Here is a 24,518-nt window from a genome sequence, read left to right as displayed (position 1 = left end):
CACCTACGCCGACCCCGCCCACCACCTCACCGGCATCCTGCTCACCCAGGTCGGCGCCTCCACCCCCGACTCCATGCACCTCATCCACGACTTCTGGACCACCCTCTACCAGGCCATCGACGACTGACGACCCTGCTGACGGCTGCGACCGGGGCTCCGGCCCCGGTCGCAGCCGTGTACGGGGTCATCCGTCAGAGCGGGCCCGGAGAGGTCGCGTCACGCGACGGCGGTCCCCTCGAGCTCGACCATCAGGGTGGGGATCGCCAGCCGGGTCACCCCGAGCATCGTGGTGGTCGGCGCCACCCCGGCGGCGCCCAACCGCGACGCCAGCACGCCGTAGTGCTCGAAGAGCCGATCGACGTCGGTGGTGTAGACGTTGAGCCGGACAAGGTCCGCGAGGGACATGCCGGCCTCGCCGAGCACCGCCTCCAGGTTGTCCAGGCTCAGCGCCAGCTGCGCCGCCATGTCACGGTCATGCTGCGGCTTGCCGTCGCCGCTCATCGCGGTCTGCCCGGCGCAGTAGAGGGTCCGGGTGTGCCCGGAGACGACCTCCCCCTGGTTGTAGCCCATCTCCACCGACCACGCCCACGGGTTGACCGCCGTTCGCTCCATCGCCACATCAGCTCCATTCGATTCGTCGACATTCACGTACGCCGATCGGCCCCGCAGGCACGATCTCGGGCGTCGTGTGATGAGCCTCCCAACAAATCACGACATCCTGTGTCGTGTATTTCGATAGCGTTCTCGTATGCGCGCCGACCGGCTGGTCTCGCTGGTGCTGCTGCTACGGCGGCACGGCCGGCTGTCCGCGGCCGCGCTGGCCCGCGAGCTGGAGGTGTCCACCCGCACCGTGCTGCGCGACATCGAGGCGCTGTCCGCGGCCGGTGTCCCCGTCTACGCCGAACGCGGCCGGCACGGCGGATTCGCGCTGCTGCCCGGTTTCCGTACCGAGCTCACCGGGCTGAACCACGACGAGGCCCTTGCCCTGCTGGTCGCCGGATCGCGGCGCGGCGCGCAGGCGTTCGGTCTCGGCTCGGCGCTCGCTTCGGCGATGCTCAAGGTGGTCGACGCGCTGCCCGACAGCTATCGGGACACCGCGGCGGGCGCGGCCGAGCGCCTGCTCATCGACCCGGAGACCGACCTCCTCGCGCGCCGGTCGGACGCCGACGAGGTGCCCGACGCCATAGCGGCCGAGGTCCTGCGCGCGGTGTTCGCCGGGCACAAGCTGCAGATCCACTACGCGGCCGTGGACCAGCCGCCGAAGTGGCGCACGGTGGACCCGATCGGCCTGGTCACCATCCGCGACCGGGGCTACCTGCTGGCCACGAGGTCCGGCGCGGACCGCACCTACCGGCTGTCCCGGGTCCTGGCCGCCAAGGTGCTCGCCGAACCCGCGCAGCGACCGGACCGGGTCGATCTGGACCGGGCCTGGCAGGAGCGCAGCACCCGCTTCCGGACGGGCGGCGACCAGGTCACCGTGCTGGTACGGGTCAACCCGGCGCGGCGGGAGGACCTGGTGGGCACCGCGCTGGCCGTACTCGCCGAAGAAGCCGAGCCCGACGGCCGGCTGCTGATGGAGGTGACCTTCCAAGACCCGAGACATGCCGAATGGGCGCTGTGGCAGCTCGCCACGAACGGGGAGGCCCTGGCCCCGCAGTGGTTGCGCGACTCCCTGCGCGACCGCGCCACCGCGATCGCCACCCGCTACGGAGGTTCCTCCTGAAACGGGGCGGTGGCTCTTGTAGCCGGGATCAGGGTGGGTTGAGGATGCCGCGGGCGATGGCGGTGGTCACGGCGGCGGTGCGGTCGGCGACGCCGAGCTTGTCGAAGATGCGCATCATGTGGCTTTTCACGGTCGCCTCGCTGATGAACAGCTCCCGGCCGGTCTCCGGGTTCGACAGGCCGCGGGCCGCGCACTCCAGCACCTGGATCTCCCGGGCCGTGAGGGCGGGGGCCTCACCCCGCATGCGGGTGGCCAGCTTGGCCGCGACCGGAGCGGCGAGCACGGTGCCGCCCGCCGCGGCCGTGCGGATCCCCGCGACCAGTTGCTCCCCCGAGGCGTCCTTCAGCAGGTAACCGGTCGCTCCCGCGGCGACGGCGCGCAGGATGTCCCCGTCGGAGTCGTAGGTGGTGAGGACGACGACCGCCGTCGCGGTCCCGGCCGCGACGATCTGCTCGGTCGCCTCGACCCCGCCCAGCCCGGGCAGGCGCAGGTCCATCAGCACCACGTCGGGCACGACGGCCGCCGCCAGCGCGACCGCCTCCTCGCCGGTGCCGCATTCGGCCACGACCGTGAGGCCCGGCTGGGCGGCCAGCACGGCGCACAGCCCCTGCCGGACGATGGGGTGGTCGTCGACGATGAGGACGCGGACGGTCATGACGGCAGCTCCACCTGGACCAGGGTCCCCGAGGGCCGGGCCGGGCCGACGCTCAGACTTCCCCCGACCTCGGTGACCCGCTCGCGCATGCCGCCGATCCCGAACCCGGTGCCGGCATCGCCGGGGTCGAAGCCCTGGCCGTCGTCGCTGATCCGCAGGGTCACGCCCCCGCTCCCGTACGTCAGCACGCCCTCCAGCCGGCCCGCGCCGGACGCGTGCTTGCGGACGTTGGCCAGGGCTTCCTGGGTGACGCGCAACAGCATCACCTCCTCGTTCGGGGTGAGCCGGCGGGGCGTGCCGGTCACCATGAAGGCGGCCTCGATCGCGGTCTCCGCCTCGAACCGCTCGATGAGCCCGCCCAGGGCGTCCGGCAGCGAGGCGTCGAAGAGCTGGGGCGGCGGCAGCGCCGCGACCAGGGCGCGGGCCTCCGCCAGGTTGTCCACGGCGGTGCGGCGGGCCTGGTCGAGGTGGCCGCGAGCGGCCTGGTCGCGCTCGCACGTACCGGCCTTGGCCGCTTCGAGCAGGAGCAGCACGCTGGTGAAACCCTGCGCGAGCGTGTCGTGGATCTCCCTGGCCAGTCGCTCCCGCTCGGCCAGCGCCCCGGCCTGGCGGCTGACCTCGGCCAGCTCGGTGCGCGTCGCGGCCAGCTCCTCGACGAGCCTGGCGCGCTGCCGGCTCTGCTCGATGATCCGGGTGATCCAGACGCCGAGGACGAGGGCGGCCACCAGCGCCACCGCCGCCACGAGGATCACCGAGGGCGGCTCCTGCCCGTACGCGTCGCTGCGGACGATCATGACCGCGGCCATCGACGCCACGCTCGCGACCGTCACGGCGATGGCTCTGCGCAGCGGGAGCAGCGCCCAGATATGCGGGTACAGCATGCACGACATGAGCGCGCCCGAAGGCGCCGCCGCGAACAGCGCCGCCGACAGGGGGACGGCGCCGGCCAGATAGACGACGCCCACCCGGCTGCGGGTCCGATGCAGCGCGCGGGCGCCGGTGGCTCCGTACCAGCCGCACAGCAGCACGAGCACGAGCAGCGCGACGGGCCGGTCGGCGGCGGGAGGGCCGGCGTCGCCGGTGAAGAGAAGGCCGGCGGTCAGCACGGCCAACGTGGCGAAGGCGAGATGCCAGCCGGGAACAGTCCGGTGCCAGTCGTCCCGTCCGGGATCGACCGGGTCTGTGAGGGTGCCGCCAGCCATCCCGCCAGTATGGAGGGCCGACGCCGCCCCTTGGTATCCACCTGTCGTCGGAATCAGCGTCCCGTCCCCCGGTGACTGCCCCTGCGCTGTGGGGCTCGGGCAGGCTCGGCGGCCATGAATCCGAAACTCTCCGCACGAGTCCTTGTCGCCCTGTCCATCGTCTACGGCTTGACGATCGGGCTCCTGTCCATCCTCGACATCGCCCAGGCCACCATGACGACCTTCATGATCGTCGGCGCCGTGGTGCTCGGCGGCCTGTGGGTGGTGCGCGGCCTGTTCACCGGTCGCGGCTGACCTTCGACGTCGCGGAACGCCGCGGCGATCTCCCCGTCAGTTCGTTTCCCCCGCGGGATGCACTCCGGTCAGCGCGAGGGTGAGCAGCCGGTCGGCCTGGGCCTGGCCGTCGGGTTCCTGCTCGACGGCCAGGCAGATGGCGTTGACGAGGGTGAGCAGATCCGTGATCGAGACGTCGGGCCGTGCGGCGTTCGCCTCGCGGGCGCGGGCCAGCAGGTTCGCTCCGGCTTCGGTGATCATGGTGTGGCAGGTGGCGCCCAGGGTGGTGTCGCCGTCGTGGGCGCCCCGCATCAGCGAGGCGGCCAGGCCCCGGTTGGACACGGCGTGCCTGGCGACCGCTCTGAGCCAGGTCGCCAGCGCGGTTCGCGGATCGGGGCCGGTCGCCAGGTCGGCGGCGGTGGCGCACAGGGTCTCCACCTTCTCACGGAAGACCGCCTCCAGCAGTTGCTGCCGGGAGGGGAAGTGCCGGTGCAGCGTGGCCGAGCCGACGCCGGCGCGCCGGGCGATCTCCTCCAGGGACGCCTCCGCCCCGTGCTCGGCGACGGCCGCGGCGGCCGCGGCCAGGATGCGGTCGTAGTTGCGGCGGGCGTCGGCGCGCATCGGCCGCGCGGACGAGGTCGTACGGCTGGCTGGTGGCATGTGGTCTCCGGCGGACTTGCAAAAACGGGGTGGCCCTCCATATCGTACCCATCCAGAACCGGAGGGCCACCCCACTTAAGGGGTGGCCGCCGCATGCCTACCTTCTGGAGACACATCGTGAAGACCATCGTGGTGGTGGGGGCGACCGGCCTCCAGGGCCGGGCCGTGACGGCGCATCTGCTCGCCGACGGCCTGCACGTGCGGGCGGTGACGCGCGATCCGGACGCCCCGGCGGCCCGGGCGCTGGCGCAGGCGGGCGCCGAGCTCGCCCGCGCCGAGATGGACGATCCCGCCTCGCTCGTCGCCGCGGCCGAAGGCGCCTACGGCCTGTTCAGCGTGCAGCCCACCGTCGGCTCCCCGGGCACCCCGGCCGGCTTCACGGCCGAGGACGAGGTCCGCTGGGGCCGCAACGTCGCCGACGCGGCCCACGCCGCCGGCGTGCGGCATCTGGTCTACGCCTCGCTCGCCGGCGCCGGCCGCCACGACACCGAGAAACTGCCGAGCAACACGATCAACAAGTGGCGGATCGAACAGCACATCAAAAGGCTGGGCCTGCCCGCGACCTTCCTGCGCCCGGTCTCGTTCATGGAGAACTACACCGGCGCCTACCACCTGCACGACGGCGCCGTGGCCACCGCGTTCGCCGCCGACGTGCCGCAGCAGATCATGGCCGTGGACGACGTCGGCGCCCTCGCCGCGCTGGCCTTCGCCGAGCCGGGCGAGTGGATCGGCCGCGCGGTCGACCTGGCCGGGGACGAGCTGACCCCACGCCAGATCGCCGCCGCCATCTCGGAGGCGATCGGCCGGCCGCTGCCGTACGTCCAGATCCCGATCGAGGTGATCGCCCAGGTTGGCGCGGACTTCGCCTACGCCTACACCTGGCTCAACGAACGCGGCTACCGCGCCGACGTCGCCTTCACCCGTACCCTGCACCCGGGCCTGATGGACCTGCGCACCTGGCTGCGGCGCACCGGGGCGGCCCAGATCGCCGGCTTCCTGGCCGCCCGGCAGGACCGATGAACGCGCTTGCTCCCCATCCCCGGCGGATTACGGCTGTCGCGGGCTCGACCAGCGGTCGGTGAAGAGCTCCCCGCCCGGCGGCGAACCGGGCAGAGGGCGGGACCCCGGCCGCAACCCGTCGATCGCTATCGCGACCAGCCGCCGGCGAGCCTCGGCGGCGGCGGGCAGCAGGTCGTCCCTGCCCTGCTTGCGCAGCTGATCGACCAGCGGGGAGCGGCCGAGCTGCTCGATGAGCAGCGAGATGTCGACCGCGGTCACGTCCCCGCGCAGGACGCCGGCCTCGCGCGCCCGCCGTACCAGCTCGTCGAGCAGCTCGTCGCCGTGGCGGGCCTTGGCGCTCATCTCCCGGGTCACCTCGACGGCGCCGGCGATGGGAGACAGCGACCCCTGCCCGAACTCCACGCAACTCCGGACGAACGCCGCCAGCCCCGCCCACGGATCGGGATCGGCCAGGCCCCGCTCGGCCGCCTCGTTCCAGTGGTCGAGGGAGAGCACGCTGAGCCGCTGGAACAGCTCTTCCTTGGTCTTGTAGCGCCGGTAGAGGCTGCCGATGCCGACGCCCGCCCGCGACGCGATGGCGGCGACGGACGCGTGCGCGCCGTCCTCGGCGAGCACGTCGCGGGCCGCCTGGAGCAGCGCGCGGTCGTTGCGCTCGGCGATGTCTTTGCGTGTGGTCATCGCCACTGACCCTACCACTTGCGGAGCGAATCGCTCCGGTATAGCTTCCTTAGCGGAGCGATTCGCTCCGCAATCAACCTGAGGAGGTACGGGATGAACGCCGACATCGAGGCGATCGAGCAGGTCGTCCGTGACGCCGAAGAGCTGCAGAGCGACGTGGACGGTTTCACCGGGCTGCTGACCGATGAGGTGTCCCTGATCAACTTCACCGGGATCCGGCTGCGCGGCCGCGACCAGGTCAGGAAGGTCATGGCCCAGGCGCTGCGCACCCCGTTGAAGGACGTGCTGACCAAGAACGAGCTGCTCGACATCACGTTCCTGCGGCCCGACGTGGCGCTGGCCGCCCTGACCAAGCACGTGAACGACGGCCGTACGGGAGCGCTGACGTTCGTGCTGGTCAAGGACGAGGGAGCCTGGCGGATCGCACTGGCCCAGACCACCCCGGTGGCGGCCGCATGAGCAGGTGAACCGGCCGCGGAGGGCGGCACCTTCAGGGCGTCCACTTCTCGGTACAGATTCGCGTGTTACGTCGTGGCAGAGACCCGTTCGAGAGGGGAACGCCTGTACGTTCGTCCTGTTCGACATCTCCACCACGAGCGAGGACCGGTCATGCAGGCCATCACCGTCCGAGACCGCGCCGCGGGCCTTGCAGGGCTTTCCCTGACGGAAGAGCCGTACCCGCACGCCGCCGAGAACGACGTCGTCGTCCGGGTGCACGCCGCGGGGTTCACCCGCGGAGAGCTCGACTGGCCGGGGACGTGGGCCGATCGCGCCGGCCGCGACCGGACGCCCAGCGTGCCCGGGCACGAGGTGTCGGGGGTCGTCGCCGATCTGGGATACGGAACAACCGGCCTGACCGTCGGCCAGCGGGTGTTCGGGCTGACCGACTGGGCCCGCAACGGAACGCTGGCCGAGTACGTGGCGGTGGAGGCCCGCAACCTCGCGCCGCTGCCGTCCGACGTCGGCCACACCGTGGCCGCCGCCCTGCCGATCTCAGGACTGACCGCCTGGCAGGGCCTGTTCGACCACGGCCGCCTCGTCGCCGGCCAGACCGTCCTGATCCACGGCGTCGCGGGCGGTGTCGGCTCTGTCGCGGCGCAGCTCGCGCGCGAGGCAGGAGCCCGGGTGATCGGCACCGGGAGGGCCGGCGACAGGGACACAGCGCTCGGTCTCGGCGTGGACGCCTTCGTGGACCTGCAGGCCGATTCCCTTGACGACGCCGGTCAGGTCGACGTGGTGCTGGACGTGATCGGGGGTGACATCCTGGACCGCTCGGCCGCGCTGGTGCGCGCCGGCGGCACGCTCGTCACCATCGTCTCGCCGCCCACGGTCCGGCCCCGTGACGGGCAGGCGATCTTCTTCGTCGTCGAGCCCGATCGTGTCCGGCTCGCGGACCTGGTGCAGCGCGTCCGGGACGGACGGCTCCGGTTGATCGTCGGCGACGTGCGGACGCTCGCCGACGCGCCCTCCGCGTTCGCGCCGGCCCAGCGCACCCCCGGCAGGACGATCATCCGGGTCACGGAAGGCGAATAGCCGGCTCGGCGGCATTTGCGCGGACCATGCCGAGGCTTGAACCCGCCCGTGGTTAGGCGCGGACATGCCTGGACAGCGTACTCATCACTCCTCCTGACCGAGACGACCGCGCGAGGTAGGAGAGCCGTCATGATCCGAGCAGGGTTCGCCGGTGGCCTTCTGGCCGCCGGCATGGTGACCGCGACCGTCGCGTGCGCGCCCGCAGCGGAGCGCGCGATCGAGCAGGTGCCGGTGGCCGCCACGACGTCGCAGCCTCCGTCCGAGACGGTGTCGCCGCTCGTGGAACAGGCGCTTCCCAACGTCAAGGGCAAGACGTTCACCTCGGAGATCGTGAGCTTCCCGCCCGCCGCGCGCGCGAAGCCGCATCGGCACGGCACGGCCTTCGTCTACGCCTACGTGCTCGAAGGCACCGTGCGCAGCCAGCTCGGCGGCGAGCCGGTGCGTACGTACCGCCAGGGCGAGAACTGGGTCGAGCAGCCGGGCGCCCACCACGTGCTCACGGAGAACACCAGCCGGACACGACCGGCCAAGCTGCTGGTCGTCTTCGTCTCCGACACGGGACACAAGCTCAAGGTCGACGATCCGCCAGGCTAGGGCCGTCGGCCTGCCCCAAACGGCGCGGGCGTGATCAGCGCGATCCCCGCGTCGTGAGACCGCGGTCCCACGACGCCCTGACGACCGGACGAAAGCTGGACCCATGTTCCCGGAGACTCCCGCCGCCGCGGCGGCGCTGTCGGTGGCCACCCGCTTCTACTCGCCCGCGCTGCTCAACCACTGCGTCCGCTCCTACCTGTGGGGGGCGATGTACGGCGCGGCGCACGGGATCGCCTTCGACGACGAGCTCTACTACGTCTCGGCCCTGCTCCACGACCTCGGGCTGACGGAGGCCTTCGACAGCCACCGGCTGCCGTTCGAGGAAGCGGGAGGGCAGCTGGCCTGGGTCTTCGGCGTGGCGACCGGCTGGCCGGTGGAGCGGGCCGCCAGGGCCACCGAGATCATCACCCTGCACATGCGGGCCGACGTGTCCCCGGACTCCGACCCCGAGTCCCACCTGCTGCAGGTCGCCACAAGCTGGGAGGTGGTCGGACGGCACCCGGAGGAGTTCTCGCCGGACGCCAGGGCGGAGATGCTCGCCCGCTATCCCCGGCTGGGATTCGGCGCCGAGTTCCTGGCGTGCTTCGAGGACCAGGCCGAGCGCAAGCCCGACAGCGCCGCGGCCGCGTCGGTCAGGAACGACGTCGCGGGGCGGATCGCCGCCAACCCTCTCGAAGCCTCCCCACCCGCCTGACACCATCGGGCCTTGTCATGAGTTTATCCATCCGGATAATGTTATTCGCATGGATAATAAACGGATGCCGCGGTCATGACCGCCCATCAGGCGGCGACGGCGGCCCGCAAGGAGCAGATCGCCCGCGCCGCGATCACCGTGCTGGCCGAGCGCGGCTACCAGGCCACCACCTTCGAGGCCATCTGCCAGGAGGCCGGGCTCAGCAGCAAGCGGCTGATCACCTACCACTTCTCCGGCAAGGAGGAGCTGTTCGCGGCCGTCGCCGACCAGATCGTGGCCGACGCCGAGGCGTACATGCGGCCCGCCCTTGAAGGCGTGACCGACGCCGGCGACCTGCTCGCCACCGCCATCCGGGCGAACGTGGCGTTCATCGCCGACAACCTGCCGCAGGTGCGGGCGCTCCAGCAGATCCTGCTCAACGGCGGTCAGGGCCTGTGGGAACGCCACCACATCGAATCCCAGAACCGGCTGGCCGGCCTCTTCGCGAAGGGGCAGGGCTCCGGAGCCTTCCGCCCGTTCGACCCGCAGGTCATGGCGGCGGTGCTGCGCGCCTCGATCGACAGCGTGGCCCCGCTCCTCTCCGCCGGCCACGACCCCGGCCGATGCGCGCAGGAACTGGTCGAACTCTTCGGCCGCGGTACGCGTGACGAGCAGTCGACCAGGCAGGAGGAACGGCAGTGACGGACACGGGGATCGCCGGGCGGACGTACGTCGTGACCGGCTCGGCATCGGGCATCGGCGCCGCGACCACGGCCCTGCTCCGCGAGCGCGGGGCCAAGGTCATCGGCTGCGACCTCGGCGACGCCGACATCGAAGCCGACCTGTCCACGCCCGAGGGCCGGCAGGAGCTGGTCCACCAGGTGAGCGCGTACGGGCCCATCGACGCGGTGCTCGCCATCGCCGGAGGCGGCAAGACGGGACTTCTCGAGACGAACTACTTCGGTGCCGTCGCGACCCTCGAAGGGCTCCGGCCGCTGCTGGCGCGGAGCGAGGCGCCCCGAGCCGTGGCCGTCTCGTCGACCTCGTCGCTGGCGCCGGTGGACGAGCGCGTGGTGCGGGCCTGCCTCGACGGCGACGAGGCCGCCGCCGTCGCTCACGTCGCCGCGGAGCCATCCATCGGCGGCACCGCCGGCGCGTACGGCATCGCCAAGCGCGCGTTGAACCGCTGGGTGCGGCGGGTCGCCCCGACTCCCCCATGGGCGGGGGCCGGCATCGCGCTCAACGTCGTCGCGTCCGGCGTCGTCGACACCCCCGCGGCTTCCTGGATCTTCGCCGGCGACGAGGTGCGCACCGCCGTGGAGAGCGCCGCGCCGCAGCCGTTCGGCGGATTTCCGGGGCGGCCGGAGTGGGTGGGCGAGCTCATCTGCTGGCTCGCCGGTGCGGACAACCGCTTCGTCACCGGGCAGGTCATCTTCGCCGACGGAGGCGCGGAGGCGGCGTTGATCGGGGATCGTCACTGGCACTGACGGCCGCCGGCCAGGCGGTCAGGCGTGCGGTTCGGGCGGGGCCGCTCCGTCCAGGTCGGACATGTCGAGGACGAACCGGTAGCGGACGTCGTTGCGGCGCAGGCGGTCGAGGGCCTCGTGGACCCGCGCCGAGGGCAGCAACTCGATCTCGGCGGTGATGCCGTTGGCGGCGCAGAAGTCCAGCATGGCGGCGGTGGCGGGACGGCCTCCGCTGCCCGCGGAGCTGAGCTTCTTGCGCCCCACGAGCAGGTCCATGGTCTCCACGGTGACCGGTCCGAGGTGGCCGAGGTGGCTGAGCGTGCCGTCCAGGGCCACCAGTCGCAGGTACGGGCCGAGGTCGTGCGGGGTGGAGATGGTGTCGATGACGACGTCGAACCCGTCTCGCGCCCGGGCCAGATGGATCGGGTCCGTGGAGAGGACGAAGGCGTGGGCGCCGAGACGGCGTGCGTCGTCGGCCTTGCCGGGTGAGCGGCTGATGACCGAGGTGGTGGCGCCCAGAGCGACGGCCATCTTGACCGCGAGATGCCCCAGGCCGCCCAGCCCCGCCACGGCGACGCGGCTGCCGGGGCCCACTCCCAGGGCGTGCAGGGGCTCCCAGACGGTGACGCCGGCGCAGAGCAGCGGAGCGGCGGCGGCCGGGTCCAGACCCGGGGGAAGCGGGTAGGCGAACCGGTCGCGGACGACGTACTCGCGGGAGAATCCACCCAGGGTGGTGGATCCGTCCCGCCGGTCGGTGCCGCCGTAGGTCAGGGTCGGGAAGGCGTGGCAGAAGTTCTCCTGGCCGGCCCGGCACATGGGGCACTCGCCGCACGAGTCGACGATGTTGCCGACGGCGACCCGGTCACCGGCGGCGAAGCCGGCGACCGCGGGCCCGGTCTCGGTCACCACGCCGGTGAACTCGTGCCCCGGCACCAGGGGCCCCGCCGCGCTGTCGTGGTCGCGCAGCGCGTGCAGGTCGCTGTGGCACACGCCGCAGTAGTCGATCCGGATCGCGAGATCGTCGGGGCGCAGGTCGCGGCGCTTCAGCGGTGTGCGCCGCAGCGCCGCCGCCGGGCCGTCCGCCTGCCATCCGGTCGTGGTCCGCACGGCACTCCTCCTCAAACAGACTGTTCGGTTTATTTGATGGTAGGCGCAGCCTGGCGCGCAGAGCAAACCAACTGTTCTGTCTGGTAGCGTCGCGGGCATGGCGGACCAGCCCCTGACCTCGCGCGGAGCCGCGACGTACCAGCGCATCCTCGACGTGGCGACCCGGGAGTTCGCCGAGCACGGCATCGCCGGGGCGCGCATCGAGCGGATCGTGTCCGCCGCCCGCACCAACAAGGCCCAGCTCTACGCCTACTTCGGCAGCAAGGACAGGCTCTTCGACACGATCTTCTTCGGCTCGCTGGAGCGGATCGTGAACGTCGTCCCGATCGACGCCGACGACCTCGCGGACTGGGCCGTGCGCCTGTACGACGAGTACCTCCGCCGTCCCGACCTCATCCGGCTGGCCACCTGGGCGCGCCTGGAACGCCGGCCGGCCGGCCACCTCGTGGAGGGCCACGACCGCCTCGACGACCAGAAGCTGCGCGCCATCGCCGAGGCCCAGGCCGCCGGGCGGGTGCGCCAGGGAGACCCGTTCGACGTGATGGCCATCGTCATCGCCATGTCCATGGCCTGGTCACCGGTCAGCAACGTCTACGCGGCCACCGCCGAGGAGCCCGCCGAGGTACACGAACAGCGCCGCGCCCTGCTCCGCGACTGCGTCCGCCGCGCGGTCGCGGCCGATTGACGGCGTCGAACGGCACGCCCCCGCCGCCGATTGACCGCGTCGAACGGCGCTTCTCCCCGCCGCACCCGGTCAGGGAAGGACAACCTTCCCAACGTTCCGGACCTCCACTCCCCCGAGATCTTGCTCGCTGATCCGCGCGTTGTGAGGGTCGTTCCGGTGGCGGGATCCCGCCACCGGAAAAACCGCAAAAGGGGAGGCTCATGAAGGCGACGCTTTTCAAGCGGGCCATTGTCGTGGTCGTGCTCATCGCAGCGGGACTGCTCTCGACCGGGACCACCGCGAGCGCCGCGCCACCGGACGGCGGCGCGGCGCAGGAGGCCGGAGAGGTAGGGGTGGCCGGTGCCCTGGTGTCGGTGAGTCCCAGCGCCGAATACACGGAGGACCCGCTCGGAATGGGGCGCGCGGCCTGGACGAAGCGCTGCCCGGCGTACAGGTTCTGCACCACCCAGGTGGGCAGCGGCGGGCAGAGCATCGGCTTCCAGTTCTACAAGTGCACGACGTACGCGCTGACCAATTGGGGCGTCAATGGCGACGACTCCCACAGCCTGGTCTACAACCATCAGAACGTCACGGTGAAATATCTCGACCGACGGTACGCCGAGATCCAGTCGACCCCGCCGGGCTATTTCGAGATCATCGATTTCAAGCCGGTCTGGTACATCAGTCTCTGCAATTGACGTCAGTCGGTGGCCCGCGCCGGCCTGTACGGGCCGCCGACCTCATCTCCCGCCCCCCGTTCAGGACCGATCGCGATCATCGTCACTGGACGGCGGGATGGTGTGGTTGATGCGGAAAAGGTGGTCCGGGTCGTAGGTCGCCTTCAGGGCGGCGAGGCGGCGGTAGTCCGTCTCGGTGTAGGCCCGCCTGACCCGCTCGGGAGCGGAATCGGGGTCGAACAGGAACCCCGGAAGCATGGCGCCGGTGTCCCACCGCCGCAGCCGCTCCAGCGCGGCGTCGGCGACCTCGCGTACCGTGTCGGCCTGCTCGGCGGGAGCCGGCATCCGCAGCCACAGGTGGAAGGCCGCGTCCTGGGTGCTGACCGCGTGCGGGCGGGCGGGCGGCCGGTTCAGCGCCCCGCCCAGGTGGCGTAGCTCGATGCCGGGGAACGGCCCCCCGGGCGCCGACGGGTCGATGAACGAGACCAGCTCCCGCACCGCCTCCTCGTCCAGTTCGTGGAGCAACGCCCCGCGCAGGTGCACCCTGACCGGGTTCTTGGGGTCCTGGAAGATCTCGGTGATCTGCGCGTACGGCAGGGCGCCGCACGTGTCCTTGTCCGGGCCGAGCGCACGCAGCGGCTCCACCAGCCGCGCGCCCCGCTCCTCCTCCCCCACGTACACCACCCGGACCTGCACGAACGATCGACCGCGGAACTCCTCGGGCAGCTGCGGCGCGTCGGGGAAGCGCAGCAGCGACACGGACGACGACATCTCGTCCGGCTGCTCCTTGGTCCAGGCCAGGTAGGTGCCGAGCACGTGGGCGGCGGTCCGGGAGTCTCTGACCGGGAAGGACAGCTCGCCACCGTAGATCGTGCGCAGCGGCAGCAGCTCGATCTCGGCCGCGACCACCACCCCGAAGTTGCTCTTGCCGCCCCGTACCGCCCAGAACAGGTCGGGCTCCCGGGCCGGCGAGACGGTGCGGAGCCGGCCGTCGGCGGTGACGATGTCGAGCGAGCGGACGCGGTCGGCGGCGAAGCCGTACGTACGGCCGGCCAGCGGGAGCCCGCCGCCGGTCAGGAAGCCCATCACCCCGACCCGGCCCGAGGAGCCGCACAGCGGCGCGAGCCCGTGCTCGGCCGCCGCGGCGAGCACGTCGTCCCACCGCAGCCCGGCGCCGATCCGCGCGGTGCCGGCACCCGGGTCCACCGACAGCTCGCGCAACTGCCCGGTGGCGATGAACACGGCGCCGTCCGCGGGCACCGACGTGCCGTGCCCTGTCGACTGCACCGCGACAGGAAGCCCTGCCCGCCCCGCGAAGCGGACGGCGGCGGCCACGTCCTCGGCGTCGGCGGCGACCACGACCGCGGCGGGATGGTGCTCGACCGTCAGCAACCAGCCAGAGCAGGCCTCCTCGAATCCCTCGTCACCGGGGTGGAGCGTGCGTCCCCGGATCTCCGCGCCCAGGGTCACCACCTCGTGCCAGGCCGCCCGCCCGCCGGCGCGGCGCTCGGCGGTGAACGTCGCCGAGGTGGTGGTGTGCGGGAGAACGCCGTCGGGGGCGTACGTCTCGACGGTGCCGATCCCGTGATACGCGGCTCCCTCCAGGTGGGCATCCACGTGGATCTGCCGGCGGCCCGCCTGGTCCGCGGCCGGGGTGAACGTCTCGGTGAGGTCGTAGGAGAAACGGCCGGGCTCGCCCGCGCGCCAGGCCCCGGTGCCCACGCTGTGGGGTGAACGCAGGGCGATCGTGCCGTCGGGGGCGAACGACATCACGGTCTGGTTGTCGTGGTGCGCCGGACCGGCCCAGACGCCCGTGAGGGTCTGGAGCGGGCCGGCCGCGAGGTTCGTGTCAAGCATGTCGTCATTCACCCTTGCTGCAAATATGTTGGACGAACCAACGTTGGCAGGGCCAACACTAGCATCAGAATCATAGGTCCGGCCAACAGTCTGTGGAGCCGCCCAATCGGGGCGCAAACAGAACAGCGATTCTGTTATCTTCTTCCCCAAGAAGAATCATCATTCTTTTTGTGGAGGTGTGGTGCCGCGGCTCACCGACGCGCGCAAGGAACTCCGGCGTGCCCAGATCGCCGAGGCCGCCGTACGCTGCTTCGGCCGCAACGGGCTGGAGCGGACCTCGATCGCCGACATCACCGCCGAGTCCGGCCTCTCCGCCGGCTCCATCTACGCGCACTACCTCAACAAGGCCCACCTGGTCCGGGCCGCCGCCCGCGAGGTGCTCGCCGAGCGCGACGACGTCATCGGCGAGTACGCGGCGGACGACGCCCCGCCCGGCCCCGACGAACTGCTCGCCCGCCTGGTCGCCGCCATCGACCCGGCCGAGGCCCGGGTCGGCGTGCAGGTCTGGGGCGAGGCGACCACCGATCCGGCCATCCGCGACATCGTCGTCGACATGACCGGCCGGATGCGCGCGATGCTGCACGACTGCCTCACCGCCTGGCTCGTCAAGGTCGAGCACCACGAACCGGTCGAGGCCCGCGAGCGCGCCGCCTCGCTCGCCCACCGGGTCATGGCGCTGTACCAGGCCGAACTGCTGTACACCGCCTTGCGATCGGCGGCCGAGGAGCCGGCTTCATGACCGCCGCGTCGCCGGCCGGCCGCACCGTCGCCCGCCGGGAAACCCCTCCACCAGGCACAAGGAACGGATCATGAAGGCCATCATCTACCGCGACAACGGCGCTCCCGACGTCCTGCGGCTCGTCGAGCGTGACCTGCCCGAGCCCGGCCCCGGCGAGCTACGCGTCCGGGTCGCCGTGTCCGGGGTCAACCCGACCGACTGGCAGGCCCGCTCCGGCAACGCCCACCCCAAGCAGTTCCCCGAGGTCACCCCGCACCTCGACGGCGCCGGCACGATCGACGCCGTCGGTGAGGGGATCGACCGGAGCCGGGTCGGAGAGCGGGTCTGGCTGTTCATGGCCGCCGCCGGGCGGCCCACGGGCACCGCCGCCGAGTTCACCGTCGTACCCGCCGAACTCGCCGTGCCGCTGCCCGACGAGGCCGGCTTCGACGTCGGCGCCTCACTCGGCGTCCCCGCCCTCACCGCGCACCGCGCACTCACCGTCGCCGAGGACGGCCCGCGCCGGCTGCGGCCCGGCGCGCTCGACGGCAAGGTGGTGCTGGCCGCGGGCGGGGCCGGGGCGGTCGGGCACGCGGTGATCCAGCTCGCCCGATGGGCCGGCGCCACCGTCGTCAGCACGGTCAGCGGCCCGGAGAAGGCCCGGCTGGCCACCGCGGCCGGTGCCCACCACGTGGTCAACTATCGCGAGGGCGACCCGGCCGCCGAGATCCGCGCGTTCGCCCCCGGCGGCGTCGACATCGTCGCCGAAGTGGCGCTGGGCGCGAACCTCGCACTCGACCTGGCCGTCCTGCGGACGCGCGGCACGATCTCGACCTACGCCAACGACGGCGGCGCACCGGTCGACCTGAACGTGCTCCAGAACATGGTGCTGAACACCCGCCTGCAGTTCCTGGTGCTCTACACGGCCGGTCCTGAGGCGCGGGCCGCAGCCGTCGAGGACGTCGCCGCCGCGGTCCGCGACGGCGCGCTCCCGGTCGGCGAGGAGCACGGCCTGCCGCTGGTCCGCTTTCCGCTCGACCGCACGGCCGACGCGCATCGAGCGGTGGAGGGCGGCACGGTCGGCAAGGTCCTGGTGGACGTCACGTCGTGACGTCCGGCTTGCCGACCGGCGCATTCGGCGCTTCCGTTCGATTCAGGGCATGCCACACGCCGATCAGCCGGCGACCCGCGTGATCAGGTGGAGACGGCTCACCGGGTGTACATTCGCTTCTCATGCTGTTTCCCGACGCCGACCGCACCCTCGAACTGGTCCCCCATTGCTCGTCGGTCTCCCGGAACGGGTGGGTCGGCGATCATGACATCCGCCCGCTGTCGGATCACGGCCATCAGCAGGCGGATGCGCTGGTGGCGGCGCTGGGAACCGATGTCGACGCCATCTTCTCGAGCCCGGCACTGCGTTGCCGGCAAACCGTCGAACCACTGGCCCGCGCAGCGAACCGGCCCATCGAAACGCTGGAGGAGCTGGCTGAAGGTGATGGATTCCGCAAGCCGGAGGCCTGGACGGAGGGGCCGCTCGCCCCGATGGCAGGACCCGTCGCCGGAGCCTGGGCCGCGGGACGGATGCTCAGGGCACTGACGATCATGGTTGACCGCGGTGCGGGCGGACGCGTTGTCGCCTCCTCGCACGGCGACGTGATCCCCGTGCTCCTGGCAACGCTCTCCGGCATCTCCTCCACGCCACTTCCGCGGCTGGTCCCTCGTGGAGGGTGGTTCCGCATCCGCCTCGTTCAGGGCACGGTCGCCATCACCGCGCACGATGGAGTGTCGACGTACGCCTCGGGCTGAAGGAGCCCACTTCGGCGTTACGGGCTCGAACACCGGGCCTCCAGGACGCCCCGCTCTCACCACGATCCACCGGGCCGCCGACCTGGACACCGCGCCTTGCGGCTGTTCACTGAACGGGCGGGCGGCCGAGCTCGCCCCCGTTAATTGCGTGGCGCCGAGACGGGCACCAGTGCCACGATTCGGACACTCATCGTCTCGCCTCGCCGGGCCGGATCGAGTTCGGTGTGGGAGCTGCCACAGCCCTGCCCGAGCGTGACCAGGAATGCGAGGAGCCCGCGGTGCCCGCGGCTGCGTTGCCGCCGCTCGCGGGCCGGGAGTTCCCCGGGATGGGTGGAGTACCTGCAGCCGACCAGGAGGAACGATGCCAAGCGCCCAGGTACGGGGCACGATCGCCCGTACCCCCGACGACGGGGGGCGGGCGTGACCTCGGACGCGAGTCGGCTGCCTCCCCCGGCGACGCGGTGGGTGATACCCGCCCTGGTCGGCTACTCCTTCTCCGTGGCACCGGCCCTGACCACCTCGACCGCGCTCCTGGCCGTCCTCGCCGGTGCGGCCCCGGTCGGCATCACTCTGGGGATCGGCGGGCTGGTGGACGGGCTGACCTCGGCGATCGGCCAGGGGCTGGACACCCCGGCGGCGCGGGAGTGCTATCGCTGGGTCGTCCTCATCGTCGTGCTCCTCCTCTTCACTCATGTCACCGAGTCCGCACGGACGGCGCTGGGCCGGGCGCTCGGCCGCCGGGTCACCGGCCGGCTCAGCGAGCGGGTGATGACGGCCGCCTCCGAGCCGGCCACCATCGCCCACCTCGAGGACCCGGCCTACCTCGGCCGGCTCGAGCGGGCACGGGGCAACGGGACCATCGACATGCCGCCCGGGGAGGCGATCTTCGGCTTCTCCGCCAAGGCCTCGCTGTGGGTGACCAGCGTCGGCTCCGCGGCCCTGCTCACCCGGGTCACCTGGGGGCTGGGGCTCGTCGTCTTCGCCGTCTTCGTCGCGATCCACTCCCGGCTGGTCCGGAACTACCGGATCGCCGTCATCGAGACGGTGAGCCAGACGACGAAGCTCCGCCGTACGTCCTACTTGCGGGACGTGCCGACCACCCCGGATGCGGCCAGGGAAGTCCGGCTCTTCGGCCTCGCGGCCTTCTTCCGCGACGCCTACCAGTCGGAGTGGCTCGTGAACATGAGGGAGGTCTGGCGACGGCGGCGTGAGCACCGCCTCTTCGTCGTGGTGGTGGTCGTGAGCACGGGCGTCACGGTGGCCTCGGTCTTCTTCTACCTGGGGCACCGGGCGTCGACCGGAGAGTCGACGGTGGGCGATCTGGCGCTCGGTGGCCTTGCCGTACGGGCGCTCCTCCAGGTGCTCCGGGCGGACGAGGACGACCTCCGCATCGGCTTCGGCTCGAAGGCGGCCGCCGAGGCGTTCGCTTTCCCGGCCGTGGAGGCGCCGGCCGGGCCGGACACGGTTCCCCGGCCGGCGCCGGTCCGGCCGGACACGGGCCTGCGGCGGGCGCCGGTCGCGTCCCTCTCCTGCGAGAACCTGCGCTTCCGCTACGGCGGCGCCTCCGACGAGGTGCTCCACGGCATCGACCTGGACATCCCCGCAGGTCAGTCGCTCGCCATCGTCGGCCTCAACGGAGCCGGCAAGACGACGCTGGCCCGGCTCGTCGCCGGCCTGGACGCTCCGGGCGGAGGTTCCGTGCGCGTCGGCGCGACCCCGATCGAGGACGCCAACCGCCGGAGCTGGCAGCGTCAGGTGGTCGCCGTCTTCCAGGATTTCGCCCGCTACGAGCTGACCGTGCGCGACAACATCGCCTTCGGTTCGCTGGCCCACGCGGACGACGAGGCGGGCCTGCGCGCCGTCGCGCGCCAGGCCGGGCTCCTGGCGTTCATCGAGGGACTCCCGGACGGCTGGGACACGGTGATGTCCGGCGGCCACACGGGCGGGGTCGGCGCGTCGGGCGGCGAGTGGCAGCGCATCGCCATCGCCCGGGCGCTGTTCGGCCTGCGGCACGGCGCACAGCTGCTGATCATGGACGAGCCGGCCGCGAGCCTTGACGCCCGCTCCGAGGCCCGGCTCTACGACACGTTCCACGAGCTCACCGCGGGCGCGACCACCATCGCGATCTCGCATCGGTTCGCGACCGTGCGCAAGGCGGAGCGGGTGGTCGTCCTCGATCACGGCCGGATCATCGAGGACGGCACGCACGATGATCTGATCGCCGCCGGCGGCCGGTACGCCGAGCTGTTCCGCCTGCAGGCGAAGCGCTTCGAGGAGGCACCGTCTTGATCAGCGCGCTGCGCTTCGCCCTCACGACCGGACCCCGCATCGATCCGTTGCGCTCCCTGCTCGTGGTGGCGGTGGCGATTCTCGAGCAGGCCACCGGGATCGGCCTCGCCGTGCTGCTCGGGCTGTTCAGCGAGGCCGCGAGCCGGCACTCGACCGGCGGCGTGGTGGCGCTCGCACTCTGTACGGCGATCTTCGTGATGCTCACCCAGGGCACCTTCATCGCCGGCTATTTCACCCGCCTCCGCCTGCAGGAGGAGATCCAGAACGAGGTCGAGCGCCAGTTCGTCGACGTGGCCGGCATGACGCCGACGCTGGAGATCCACGAGCGTTCGAGCCGTTCCGACAGGGCGGCGGTGGTCCGTGCCGCGCGGGGCGACATCGGGCCGGCCTTCGACCGGCTGCTGTGGCTGGCCGGAGCCGCGCTGGCCCTGATCGCCTCGGCCGTCCTGATGGCGTCGGTCGTTCCCGTCCTCGCCGTACTGCCGCTCTTCGCCGTCCCCGCGGTGCTGGCCACCCAGGCGGCGGACAGGAAGCGCGGCCAGGCCGTGCAGCGCGCCACGCCCCTGACCCGGCTGGCCGGTCATCTGTTCACGCTCGCGACCACGGCCGCGCCCGGTCGCGAGACCCGCCTGTTCGGGCTGGCGAGCGAGCTGCGGCGAAGGCACCGCGAGGTGTGGGATGCCGGAGGCCGGGACATCGCCCGGACCGATGGGCGGGCCCGGGTGCCGGTCGCGCTGGCCTGGCTGTTCTTCGTGCTGGCGTACGCGACCGCCATCGTGCTGATGGTGCGGGCCGGCCTGGCCGGCGACGCGTCGCTGGGCCTCATCGTCGCGGCCGTCGCCGTCACCAGCCAGATCACCGGGCAGGTGCAGGGCCTGCTGACCCTGACCTTCTGGACGCTGGAGTCGCTTCGGGCGACCCGGGCGTTCCTCGACGTCGTGGAGGACGGCGCCGCCGAGCGGGCCACCGTCGTGCCGGCCACGCCGGTCACCGTGCCGGCTCGCCTGGACGGCGGCATCAAGGTGGAGGGGCTCGGCTTCCGGTACTGGAACCGCGATCGGCCTTCACTGATCGACATCGACCTCGAACTCCCCGCCGGCGCCGTGGTGGCCCTGGTCGGCGAGAACGGCGCGGGGAAGTCGACGTTCGTCAAGATGCTCTGCGGCCTCTACCGGCCGAGCGCGGGGCGCATCCTGGTGGACGGGGCCGATCTCGCACACTTCACGCCGGAGGACTGGCGCGCCCGCATCACGGCGGCATTCCAGGACCCCGTCCACATCGAGATGTCCCTGAAGGACACGATCGGGCTGGGCCGGCTGGAGCATCGCGACGACCCCGACCGGATCCTCGAGGCGCTGCGGACGGCCGGCGGCGACCAGCTCCTCGCCTCGCTGCCCGAGGGCCTGGAGACCCGGCTCGGGCGGAAATCGTGGGACGGCAAGGGGCTGTCGGGGGGCCAGTGGCAGACGGTGGCCAACGCCCGGGCGGCGATGCGGCCGGCGCCGCTGCTGCGGGTCCTGGACGAGCCCACCGCCAGTCTCGACGCACGGGCCGAGGAGCGGCTGTTCCAGCGGTACGCCGGCTTGGGCCGCCTGGAGGGCGGCGTGACCATCCTCGTCACGCACCGCCTGACCAGTGCCCGGGCGGCGGATCTGATTGTGGTCCTGGACGGCGGCCGGGTCGCCGAGGTCGGCACCCACGACACGCTGAGCGGGGCCGACGGGCTTTACGCCGAGCTGTTCCGCCTGCAGGCCCGGTACTTCGTCTGAGTGAGCGGCGTCCTCGATCGGATGTCGTTTCCGTCCAAGACGGCCACCGTGGCCGTGACCTAGCGTGGACCCGGCAGCCCGCCCGAGCTTGAGGAGACGGCACAGTGCGTACGTTGGTCTACACCGGTTTCATGTCGCTCGACGGCATCGTCGACTCGCCTGGCGGGCCGGGGGAAGGACACCGCAGCGGTGGGTGGGTGGTCAAGGACCTCGAGTTCGTCCCCGAAGCCTGGTCGCTGAAGGGTGAGGAGCTCGCCGACACGACGGCGCTGATGTTCGGCCGTCGCAGCTACGAGGCGTTCGCGCCGATCTGGCCCGGCTCGGAGGACCACGCCGCCTACAAGGAGCTGCCCAAGTACGTGGTGTCGACCACGCTGCCTGACGACGCCGTCGTCGACGGGTGGGGGCCGACCACGATCCTGCGCTCGGACAAGGACGTCGCCGCACTCAAGGAGAGCGAGGGCGGCTCGATCTACATCCACGGGAGCGCGGAGCTGGCTCGGCGGCTGTCGGACGCGGGTCTGATCGACCAGTACAACCTGCTCGTCTTTCCCGTGCTGCTCGGTGCCGGCAAGAGCCTGTTCGGCCGGGCCGACCGGGACAAGCACATGCTCACACTGCGGGAATCAGAGAGCTACTCGAACGGGATCCTGAAGCTGGTTTACGACGTCAGGCGCTGATCCAGGTCGAGGGCGATCGCGCCGCCCGCGCCCTCGCGCAGCTGCCTGACGGTGCGTCCGACGTAGGAGCGCAATGCGCGCGCCAGGTGCGGCTCGTCGAAGTAGCCCAGCTTGGCGACGACGTCGGCGGCCGGCGCCCCGGCGGCCAGCAGCTGCGCCGCCGTGCGGGCGCGCTCGATCTGCCGGACGGTGCCCTGCGTCAGCCCGGTCGCGGCGCGGAACCGGCGTTCGACCGTACGCCCCGAGACGGCCGGGCGGTGGCCCCGCAGCACCTCGACGAGAAGCCGGTCGCGGACCACGATCCCGGCCCGCACGAGACGCTCGACCAGAGCCTCGGCGTCGTCGGGGCCGGGCGTCTCCCAGCGCGCGCCGTCCAGCCGGAACGTCCGGCGCGTGGTGTCGGGGAGCCCGATGCCGCCGTCGACCAGTGCCGGAGTGGGCACGGCCCGCAACGAGGTGCCGACGGCGAACTCGATGCCGGTGAAGGTCGCGCCCTCCGGCACCGGCGCCGTGCCGGTCCGGGTCTCGGGACCGGTGATGGCCGCGTACGCCCGTCCGGCCTGTTCCCAGAACACCAGCCCCCAGCGCACCCCTGCGACGGACGTCATCGCGGTGACCTGCTCGCTCGTGCATGTCCACACGGTGTCGACCCACGCCGAGTCCGACTCGCGCGTCGTGAACCGCAGTTTCATGGGCGAAGAATACGTCGCTCCGCGTTCTCCGTGGCTTGCCCGGCCATGCGGCGACGCGGGCGCAGCCCGTTCAGAGCGGTCTCGACGATGCTGTCGGCATAGTCGGCGGTGAGCGCTCCGGTGCGCTGCAGCCATCGGTTGAGCAGAGGCCCCCAGAGCATGTCGACGGCCACATCGAGGTCGAGGTCCCCGGCCAGCTGTCCGGCCCGCTGGGCGCTGCGCAGTCGTTGCTTCTTCAGCTCTCTCATCGGGCCGTCCAGCCGTTCCGCGTAGAGAGCGGCGAGCGCCGGATCATGGGTGATCTCGGTGTTCAGGGCGCGCATCGGCTCGTCGTAGCGCGGATCGTTGAGCTCTTCGACCGTGGCCCGGAGCACCGCCTTGAGGTCTGCCTCCAGGTCGCCGGTGTCGGGCAGGCCGGTCCCTTCGCCGTCGGATTGCTCGGCGAGCATGAGGAAGGCGTCGAAGAGGACCGCTCCCTTGGAGGGCCACCAGCGGTAGATCGTCTGCTTGCCGACACCGGCCCGGGCCGCGATGCCCTCGATGCTCAGCTTGGCGTACCCCACCTCCTGCACCAGCTCGAAGGCCGCGGTGAGGATGGCGCGCCGGGAGGCCTCGTTCCGGCGGGTCGTACTGGAGAGGGACTTGCGCGGTGTCGTCATGCCGTAAACCTAACAAACAAACTAGACGAGACGGTCCGTCTTGACGCGGCAGCGGGGGCTCGATACTGTCACACCCATCGAGACGAGACGGATCGTCTCGTCTGAGTATGACCGACAGGAGCCCGCATATGCGTACCCCGGATACCGTTTCTCCCCGCACCTGGTTCATCACGGGAGCCAGCCGCGGCCTCGGCCGCGCGTTCGCTCTCGCCGCGCTCGAACGCGGCGATCAGGTGGCCGCGGCCGCCCGTACGATCGAGCGGGCGGACTTCGACGAGCAGTACGGAGATCGGCTGCTCGCCCTTCCGCTGGACGTGACCGACCGCGACGCGGTGTCCGCCGCCGTGGACACCGCCGTCGAGCACTTCGGCCGGCTCGACATCGTGGTGAACAACGCGGGGACCATGTCATCGGGCATGGTCGAGGAGTTCACCGAGGCCGAGGCGCGCGCCCAGCTGGAGGTCAACTTCTTCGGGGCGATGTGGGTCTGCCAGGCCGTCCTGCCGCACCTGCGCGCTCAGGCGTCCGGGCACATCGTGCAGATCTCCAGCATCGCCGCCCTGGGCGGCTTCCCGAGCACAGGCATGTACAGCGCGAGCAAGTTCGCGCTGGAGGGCATGAGCGAAGCGCTGGCGATGGAGGCCGCGCCGTTCGGCGTCAAGCTCAGCATCGTCCAGCCCGGAGGCTACTGGACCGACCTGTACACCAGCATGACCACGACGTCGCCGTTGCCCGCGTACGACGCGTTGCGTGCGGAGCTGGAGAGGCAGTGGACGGAGGGCTCGATCGACAGCGAGCCGCGCCTGGCCGCCGGGGCGCTGCTGAAGCTGGTCGACAGCGAGAACCCGCCGCTGCGGCTGCTGCTCGGCAGCATGGTCTACGACCTGGCCTTCGACATCTCCCGGGGGCGCATGGAGACCTGGGCCGGCTGGGAGCAGGTCAGCCGCGCCGCCGAACACGCCGTACCCGCCCCTCGAACCGCCGGGTGAACCGGCGGACCGGCCCTGGAGGCGTTCGCGTACGCGTTGGCTGCGGCACAGCCCTCGACGTTCAATGTCGGATTGCCCCCGTCATTCGAGTAGGGGGCTACTCATGTGCCGGGGGCCTTGGGTGGTCACACTCT

At 71.8% G+C, this 24,518-nt stretch carries 27 protein-coding genes; 18 read left to right on the top strand and 9 right to left on the bottom strand.

Annotated elements, in window-relative coordinates; translation table 11 throughout:
- Window positions 1-216: 216 nt before the first annotated feature.
- Entirely contained in the window at window positions 217-612 is a 396-nt protein-coding gene (locus FH608_RS48275) for a RidA family protein (RefSeq protein WP_139637954.1), read from the bottom strand.
- 136 nt (window positions 613-748) lie between these two features.
- On the opposite strand from FH608_RS48275, the gene FH608_RS48270 reads away from it, so the two are divergent.
- Window positions 749-1,723 (top strand): helix-turn-helix transcriptional regulator, encoded by a 975-nt coding sequence (locus FH608_RS48270; RefSeq protein ID WP_139637948.1) that lies wholly within the window; start codon window positions 749-751, stop codon window positions 1,721-1,723.
- A 28-nt stretch (window positions 1,724-1,751) separates the two neighbouring features.
- Here FH608_RS48270 and FH608_RS48265 read toward each other — a convergent pair whose 3' ends face one another.
- Window positions 1,752-2,378 carry a response regulator gene (locus tag FH608_RS48265; protein WP_139637947.1) on the bottom strand — a complete coding sequence of 209 codons (627 nt, stop codon included), beginning with the start codon at window positions 2,376-2,378 and terminating at the stop codon, window positions 1,752-1,754.
- The gene (locus tag FH608_RS48260) at window positions 2,375-3,580 is read right to left on the bottom strand and encodes a sensor histidine kinase (protein WP_139637946.1); all 1,206 of its coding nucleotides are present in this window, start codon (window positions 3,578-3,580) and stop codon (window positions 2,375-2,377) included. Before FH608_RS48260 ends, FH608_RS48265 begins: the two co-directional genes overlap by 4 nt.
- 114 nt (window positions 3,581-3,694) lie before the next feature.
- Here FH608_RS48260 and FH608_RS48255 point away from each other — a divergent pair, with 114 nt between their 5' ends.
- Window positions 3,695-3,874, top strand: coding sequence for a hypothetical protein (locus FH608_RS48255; RefSeq protein WP_139637945.1), 180 nt, complete (start codon window positions 3,695-3,697; stop codon window positions 3,872-3,874).
- Window positions 3,875-3,910: 36 nt separating this feature from the next.
- On the opposite strand, the gene FH608_RS48250 is transcribed toward FH608_RS48255, so the two are convergent.
- Window positions 3,911-4,513: a TetR/AcrR family transcriptional regulator gene (locus FH608_RS48250; RefSeq protein ID WP_226900550.1), complete on the bottom strand. Its 603-nt coding sequence runs from the start codon at window positions 4,511-4,513 to the stop codon at window positions 3,911-3,913.
- 117 nt (window positions 4,514-4,630) lie between these two features.
- Here FH608_RS48250 and FH608_RS48245 point away from each other — a divergent pair, with 117 nt between their 5' ends.
- Entirely contained in the window at window positions 4,631-5,533 is a 903-nt protein-coding gene (locus tag FH608_RS48245; protein ID WP_226900549.1) for an NmrA/HSCARG family protein, read from the top strand.
- A gap of 27 nt (window positions 5,534-5,560) precedes the next feature.
- Here the strand turns inward: FH608_RS48245 and FH608_RS48240 are convergent, their stop codons facing one another.
- Window positions 5,561-6,211 (bottom strand): TetR/AcrR family transcriptional regulator, encoded by a 651-nt coding sequence (locus FH608_RS48240; protein WP_139637943.1) that lies wholly within the window; start codon window positions 6,209-6,211, stop codon window positions 5,561-5,563.
- Between the two features lie 93 nt (window positions 6,212-6,304).
- Here FH608_RS48240 and FH608_RS48235 point away from each other — a divergent pair, with 93 nt between their 5' ends.
- The 6 genes from FH608_RS48235 to FH608_RS48210 all read left to right on the top strand — a co-directional run bounded on the left by FH608_RS48235 (window position 6,305) and on the right by FH608_RS48210 (window position 10,498).
- A complete protein-coding gene (locus FH608_RS48235; protein WP_139637942.1) occupies window positions 6,305-6,670 on the top strand; it encodes an SgcJ/EcaC family oxidoreductase in 366 nt (121 codons plus the stop codon).
- A gap of 150 nt (window positions 6,671-6,820) precedes the next feature.
- Window positions 6,821-7,744 carry an NADP-dependent oxidoreductase gene (locus FH608_RS48230; protein WP_139637941.1) on the top strand — a complete coding sequence of 308 codons (924 nt, stop codon included), beginning with the start codon at window positions 6,821-6,823 and terminating at the stop codon, window positions 7,742-7,744.
- Window positions 7,745-7,873: 129 nt separating this feature from the next.
- A complete protein-coding gene (locus FH608_RS48225; protein WP_139637940.1) occupies window positions 7,874-8,338 on the top strand; it encodes a cupin domain-containing protein in 465 nt (154 codons plus the stop codon).
- A 103-nt stretch (window positions 8,339-8,441) separates the two neighbouring features.
- Complete coding sequence (locus tag FH608_RS48220) at window positions 8,442-9,032, top strand: HD domain-containing protein (protein WP_139637939.1); 591 nt, start codon at window positions 8,442-8,444, stop codon at window positions 9,030-9,032.
- A gap of 75 nt (window positions 9,033-9,107) precedes the next feature.
- On the top strand, window positions 9,108-9,713 hold the full coding sequence (locus FH608_RS48215) for a TetR/AcrR family transcriptional regulator (protein WP_139637938.1): 606 nt from the start codon (window positions 9,108-9,110) through the stop codon (window positions 9,711-9,713).
- Complete coding sequence (locus tag FH608_RS48210) at window positions 9,710-10,498, top strand: SDR family oxidoreductase (RefSeq protein ID WP_226900548.1); 789 nt, start codon at window positions 9,710-9,712, stop codon at window positions 10,496-10,498. Before FH608_RS48215 ends, FH608_RS48210 begins: the two co-directional genes overlap by 4 nt.
- An 18-nt stretch (window positions 10,499-10,516) precedes the next feature.
- Here FH608_RS48210 and FH608_RS48205 read toward each other — a convergent pair whose 3' ends face one another.
- Window positions 10,517-11,584, bottom strand: a complete 1,068-nt coding sequence (locus tag FH608_RS48205) for an NAD(P)-dependent alcohol dehydrogenase (protein ID WP_139637937.1) — start codon at window positions 11,582-11,584, stop codon at window positions 10,517-10,519.
- Between the two features lie 97 nt (window positions 11,585-11,681).
- Here FH608_RS48205 and FH608_RS48200 point away from each other — a divergent pair, with 97 nt between their 5' ends.
- A complete protein-coding gene (locus tag FH608_RS48200) occupies window positions 11,682-12,269 on the top strand; it encodes a TetR family transcriptional regulator (RefSeq protein ID WP_139637936.1) in 588 nt (195 codons plus the stop codon).
- A 200-nt stretch (window positions 12,270-12,469) separates the two neighbouring features.
- Window positions 12,470-12,946 carry a hypothetical protein gene (locus FH608_RS48195; RefSeq protein WP_139637935.1) on the top strand — a complete coding sequence of 159 codons (477 nt, stop codon included), beginning with the start codon at window positions 12,470-12,472 and terminating at the stop codon, window positions 12,944-12,946.
- Window positions 12,947-13,006: 60 nt separating this feature from the next.
- Here the strand turns inward: FH608_RS48195 and FH608_RS48190 are convergent, their stop codons facing one another.
- Window positions 13,007-14,782 (bottom strand): FAD-binding oxidoreductase, encoded by a 1,776-nt coding sequence (locus tag FH608_RS48190; RefSeq protein ID WP_226900547.1) that lies wholly within the window; start codon window positions 14,780-14,782, stop codon window positions 13,007-13,009.
- A 181-nt stretch (window positions 14,783-14,963) separates the two neighbouring features.
- On the opposite strand from FH608_RS48190, the gene FH608_RS48185 reads away from it, so the two are divergent.
- From FH608_RS48185 to FH608_RS48160, 6 genes are all read left to right on the top strand, one after another.
- Complete coding sequence (locus FH608_RS48185; RefSeq protein WP_139637934.1) at window positions 14,964-15,521, top strand: TetR/AcrR family transcriptional regulator; 558 nt, start codon at window positions 14,964-14,966, stop codon at window positions 15,519-15,521.
- A 70-nt stretch (window positions 15,522-15,591) separates the two neighbouring features.
- Window positions 15,592-16,611 (top strand): NADPH:quinone reductase, encoded by a 1,020-nt coding sequence (locus tag FH608_RS48180; RefSeq protein WP_139637933.1) that lies wholly within the window; start codon window positions 15,592-15,594, stop codon window positions 16,609-16,611.
- 122 nt (window positions 16,612-16,733) lie between these two features.
- A complete protein-coding gene (locus FH608_RS48175; RefSeq protein WP_139637932.1) occupies window positions 16,734-17,306 on the top strand; it encodes a histidine phosphatase family protein in 573 nt (190 codons plus the stop codon).
- A 420-nt stretch (window positions 17,307-17,726) separates the two neighbouring features.
- Window positions 17,727-19,595 carry an ABC transporter ATP-binding protein gene (locus FH608_RS48170; protein ID WP_139637931.1) on the top strand — a complete coding sequence of 623 codons (1,869 nt, stop codon included), beginning with the start codon at window positions 17,727-17,729 and terminating at the stop codon, window positions 19,593-19,595.
- Window positions 19,592-21,364: an ABC transporter ATP-binding protein gene (locus FH608_RS48165; protein ID WP_139637930.1), complete on the top strand. Its 1,773-nt coding sequence runs from the start codon at window positions 19,592-19,594 to the stop codon at window positions 21,362-21,364. Before FH608_RS48170 ends, FH608_RS48165 begins: the two co-directional genes overlap by 4 nt.
- Before the next feature lie 104 nt (window positions 21,365-21,468).
- Window positions 21,469-22,044 (top strand): dihydrofolate reductase family protein, encoded by a 576-nt coding sequence (locus tag FH608_RS48160; RefSeq protein ID WP_139637929.1) that lies wholly within the window; start codon window positions 21,469-21,471, stop codon window positions 22,042-22,044.
- Here FH608_RS48160 and FH608_RS48155 read toward each other — a convergent pair.
- On the bottom strand, window positions 22,026-22,736 hold the full coding sequence (locus FH608_RS48155) for a helix-turn-helix domain-containing protein (protein WP_139637928.1): 711 nt from the start codon (window positions 22,734-22,736) through the stop codon (window positions 22,026-22,028). The two genes, FH608_RS48160 and FH608_RS48155, sit on opposite strands and share 19 nt — an antisense overlap.
- Window positions 22,733-23,395, bottom strand: coding sequence for a TetR/AcrR family transcriptional regulator (locus FH608_RS48150; protein ID WP_139637927.1), 663 nt, complete (start codon window positions 23,393-23,395; stop codon window positions 22,733-22,735). Before FH608_RS48150 ends, FH608_RS48155 begins: the two co-directional genes overlap by 4 nt.
- Window positions 23,396-23,523: 128 nt before the next feature.
- Between FH608_RS48150 and FH608_RS48145 the strand changes: the two genes are divergently transcribed.
- Complete coding sequence (locus FH608_RS48145; RefSeq protein ID WP_139637926.1) at window positions 23,524-24,384, top strand: SDR family oxidoreductase; 861 nt, start codon at window positions 23,524-23,526, stop codon at window positions 24,382-24,384.
- The last annotated feature ends 134 nt before the right edge of the window (window positions 24,385-24,518 follow it).

Origin of the sequence: Nonomuraea phyllanthi (genome assembly GCF_006334985.2) — a bacterium.
GTDB classification, from domain to species: domain Bacteria; phylum Actinomycetota; class Actinomycetes; order Streptosporangiales; family Streptosporangiaceae; genus Nonomuraea; species Nonomuraea phyllanthi.
Note: the sequence above shows the minus strand (reverse complement) of the source record. Positions and strands in the feature narration are given on the sequence as shown.

What these genes read in the sequence shown, in the direction of transcription:
- FH608_RS48275 (WP_139637954.1), bottom strand. Translation starts at nt 612, where the DNA reads ATGGAGCGAACGGCGGTCAACCCGTGGGCGTGGTCGGTGGAGATGGGC.
- FH608_RS48270 (WP_139637948.1), top strand. Translation starts at nt 749, where the DNA reads ATGCGCGCCGACCGGCTGGTCTCGCTGGTGCTGCTGCTACGGCGGCAC.
- FH608_RS48265 (WP_139637947.1), bottom strand. Translation starts at nt 2,378, where the DNA reads ATGACCGTCCGCGTCCTCATCGTCGACGACCACCCCATCGTCCGGCAG.
- FH608_RS48260 (WP_139637946.1), bottom strand. Translation starts at nt 3,580, where the DNA reads ATGGCTGGCGGCACCCTCACAGACCCGGTCGATCCCGGACGGGACGAC.
- FH608_RS48255 (WP_139637945.1), top strand. Translation starts at nt 3,695, where the DNA reads ATGAATCCGAAACTCTCCGCACGAGTCCTTGTCGCCCTGTCCATCGTC.
- FH608_RS48250 (WP_226900550.1), bottom strand. Translation starts at nt 4,513, where the DNA reads ATGCCACCAGCCAGCCGTACGACCTCGTCCGCGCGGCCGATGCGCGCC.
- FH608_RS48240 (WP_139637943.1), bottom strand. Translation starts at nt 6,211, where the DNA reads ATGACCACACGCAAAGACATCGCCGAGCGCAACGACCGCGCGCTGCTC.
- FH608_RS48235 (WP_139637942.1), top strand. Translation starts at nt 6,305, where the DNA reads ATGAACGCCGACATCGAGGCGATCGAGCAGGTCGTCCGTGACGCCGAA.
- FH608_RS48230 (WP_139637941.1), top strand. Translation starts at nt 6,821, where the DNA reads ATGCAGGCCATCACCGTCCGAGACCGCGCCGCGGGCCTTGCAGGGCTT.
- FH608_RS48225 (WP_139637940.1), top strand. Translation starts at nt 7,874, where the DNA reads ATGATCCGAGCAGGGTTCGCCGGTGGCCTTCTGGCCGCCGGCATGGTG.
- FH608_RS48220 (WP_139637939.1), top strand. Translation starts at nt 8,442, where the DNA reads ATGTTCCCGGAGACTCCCGCCGCCGCGGCGGCGCTGTCGGTGGCCACC.
- FH608_RS48215 (WP_139637938.1), top strand. Translation starts at nt 9,108, where the DNA reads ATGACCGCCCATCAGGCGGCGACGGCGGCCCGCAAGGAGCAGATCGCC.
- FH608_RS48200 (WP_139637936.1), top strand. Translation starts at nt 11,682, where the DNA reads ATGGCGGACCAGCCCCTGACCTCGCGCGGAGCCGCGACGTACCAGCGC.
- FH608_RS48195 (WP_139637935.1), top strand. Translation starts at nt 12,470, where the DNA reads ATGAAGGCGACGCTTTTCAAGCGGGCCATTGTCGTGGTCGTGCTCATC.
- FH608_RS48190 (WP_226900547.1), bottom strand. Translation starts at nt 14,782, where the DNA reads ATGCTTGACACGAACCTCGCGGCCGGCCCGCTCCAGACCCTCACGGGC.
- FH608_RS48180 (WP_139637933.1), top strand. Translation starts at nt 15,592, where the DNA reads ATGAAGGCCATCATCTACCGCGACAACGGCGCTCCCGACGTCCTGCGG.
- FH608_RS48175 (WP_139637932.1), top strand. Translation starts at nt 16,734, where the DNA reads ATGCTGTTTCCCGACGCCGACCGCACCCTCGAACTGGTCCCCCATTGC.
- FH608_RS48155 (WP_139637928.1), bottom strand. Translation starts at nt 22,736, where the DNA reads ATGAAACTGCGGTTCACGACGCGCGAGTCGGACTCGGCGTGGGTCGAC.
- FH608_RS48150 (WP_139637927.1), bottom strand. Translation starts at nt 23,395, where the DNA reads ATGACGACACCGCGCAAGTCCCTCTCCAGTACGACCCGCCGGAACGAG.
- FH608_RS48145 (WP_139637926.1), top strand. Translation starts at nt 23,524, where the DNA reads ATGCGTACCCCGGATACCGTTTCTCCCCGCACCTGGTTCATCACGGGA.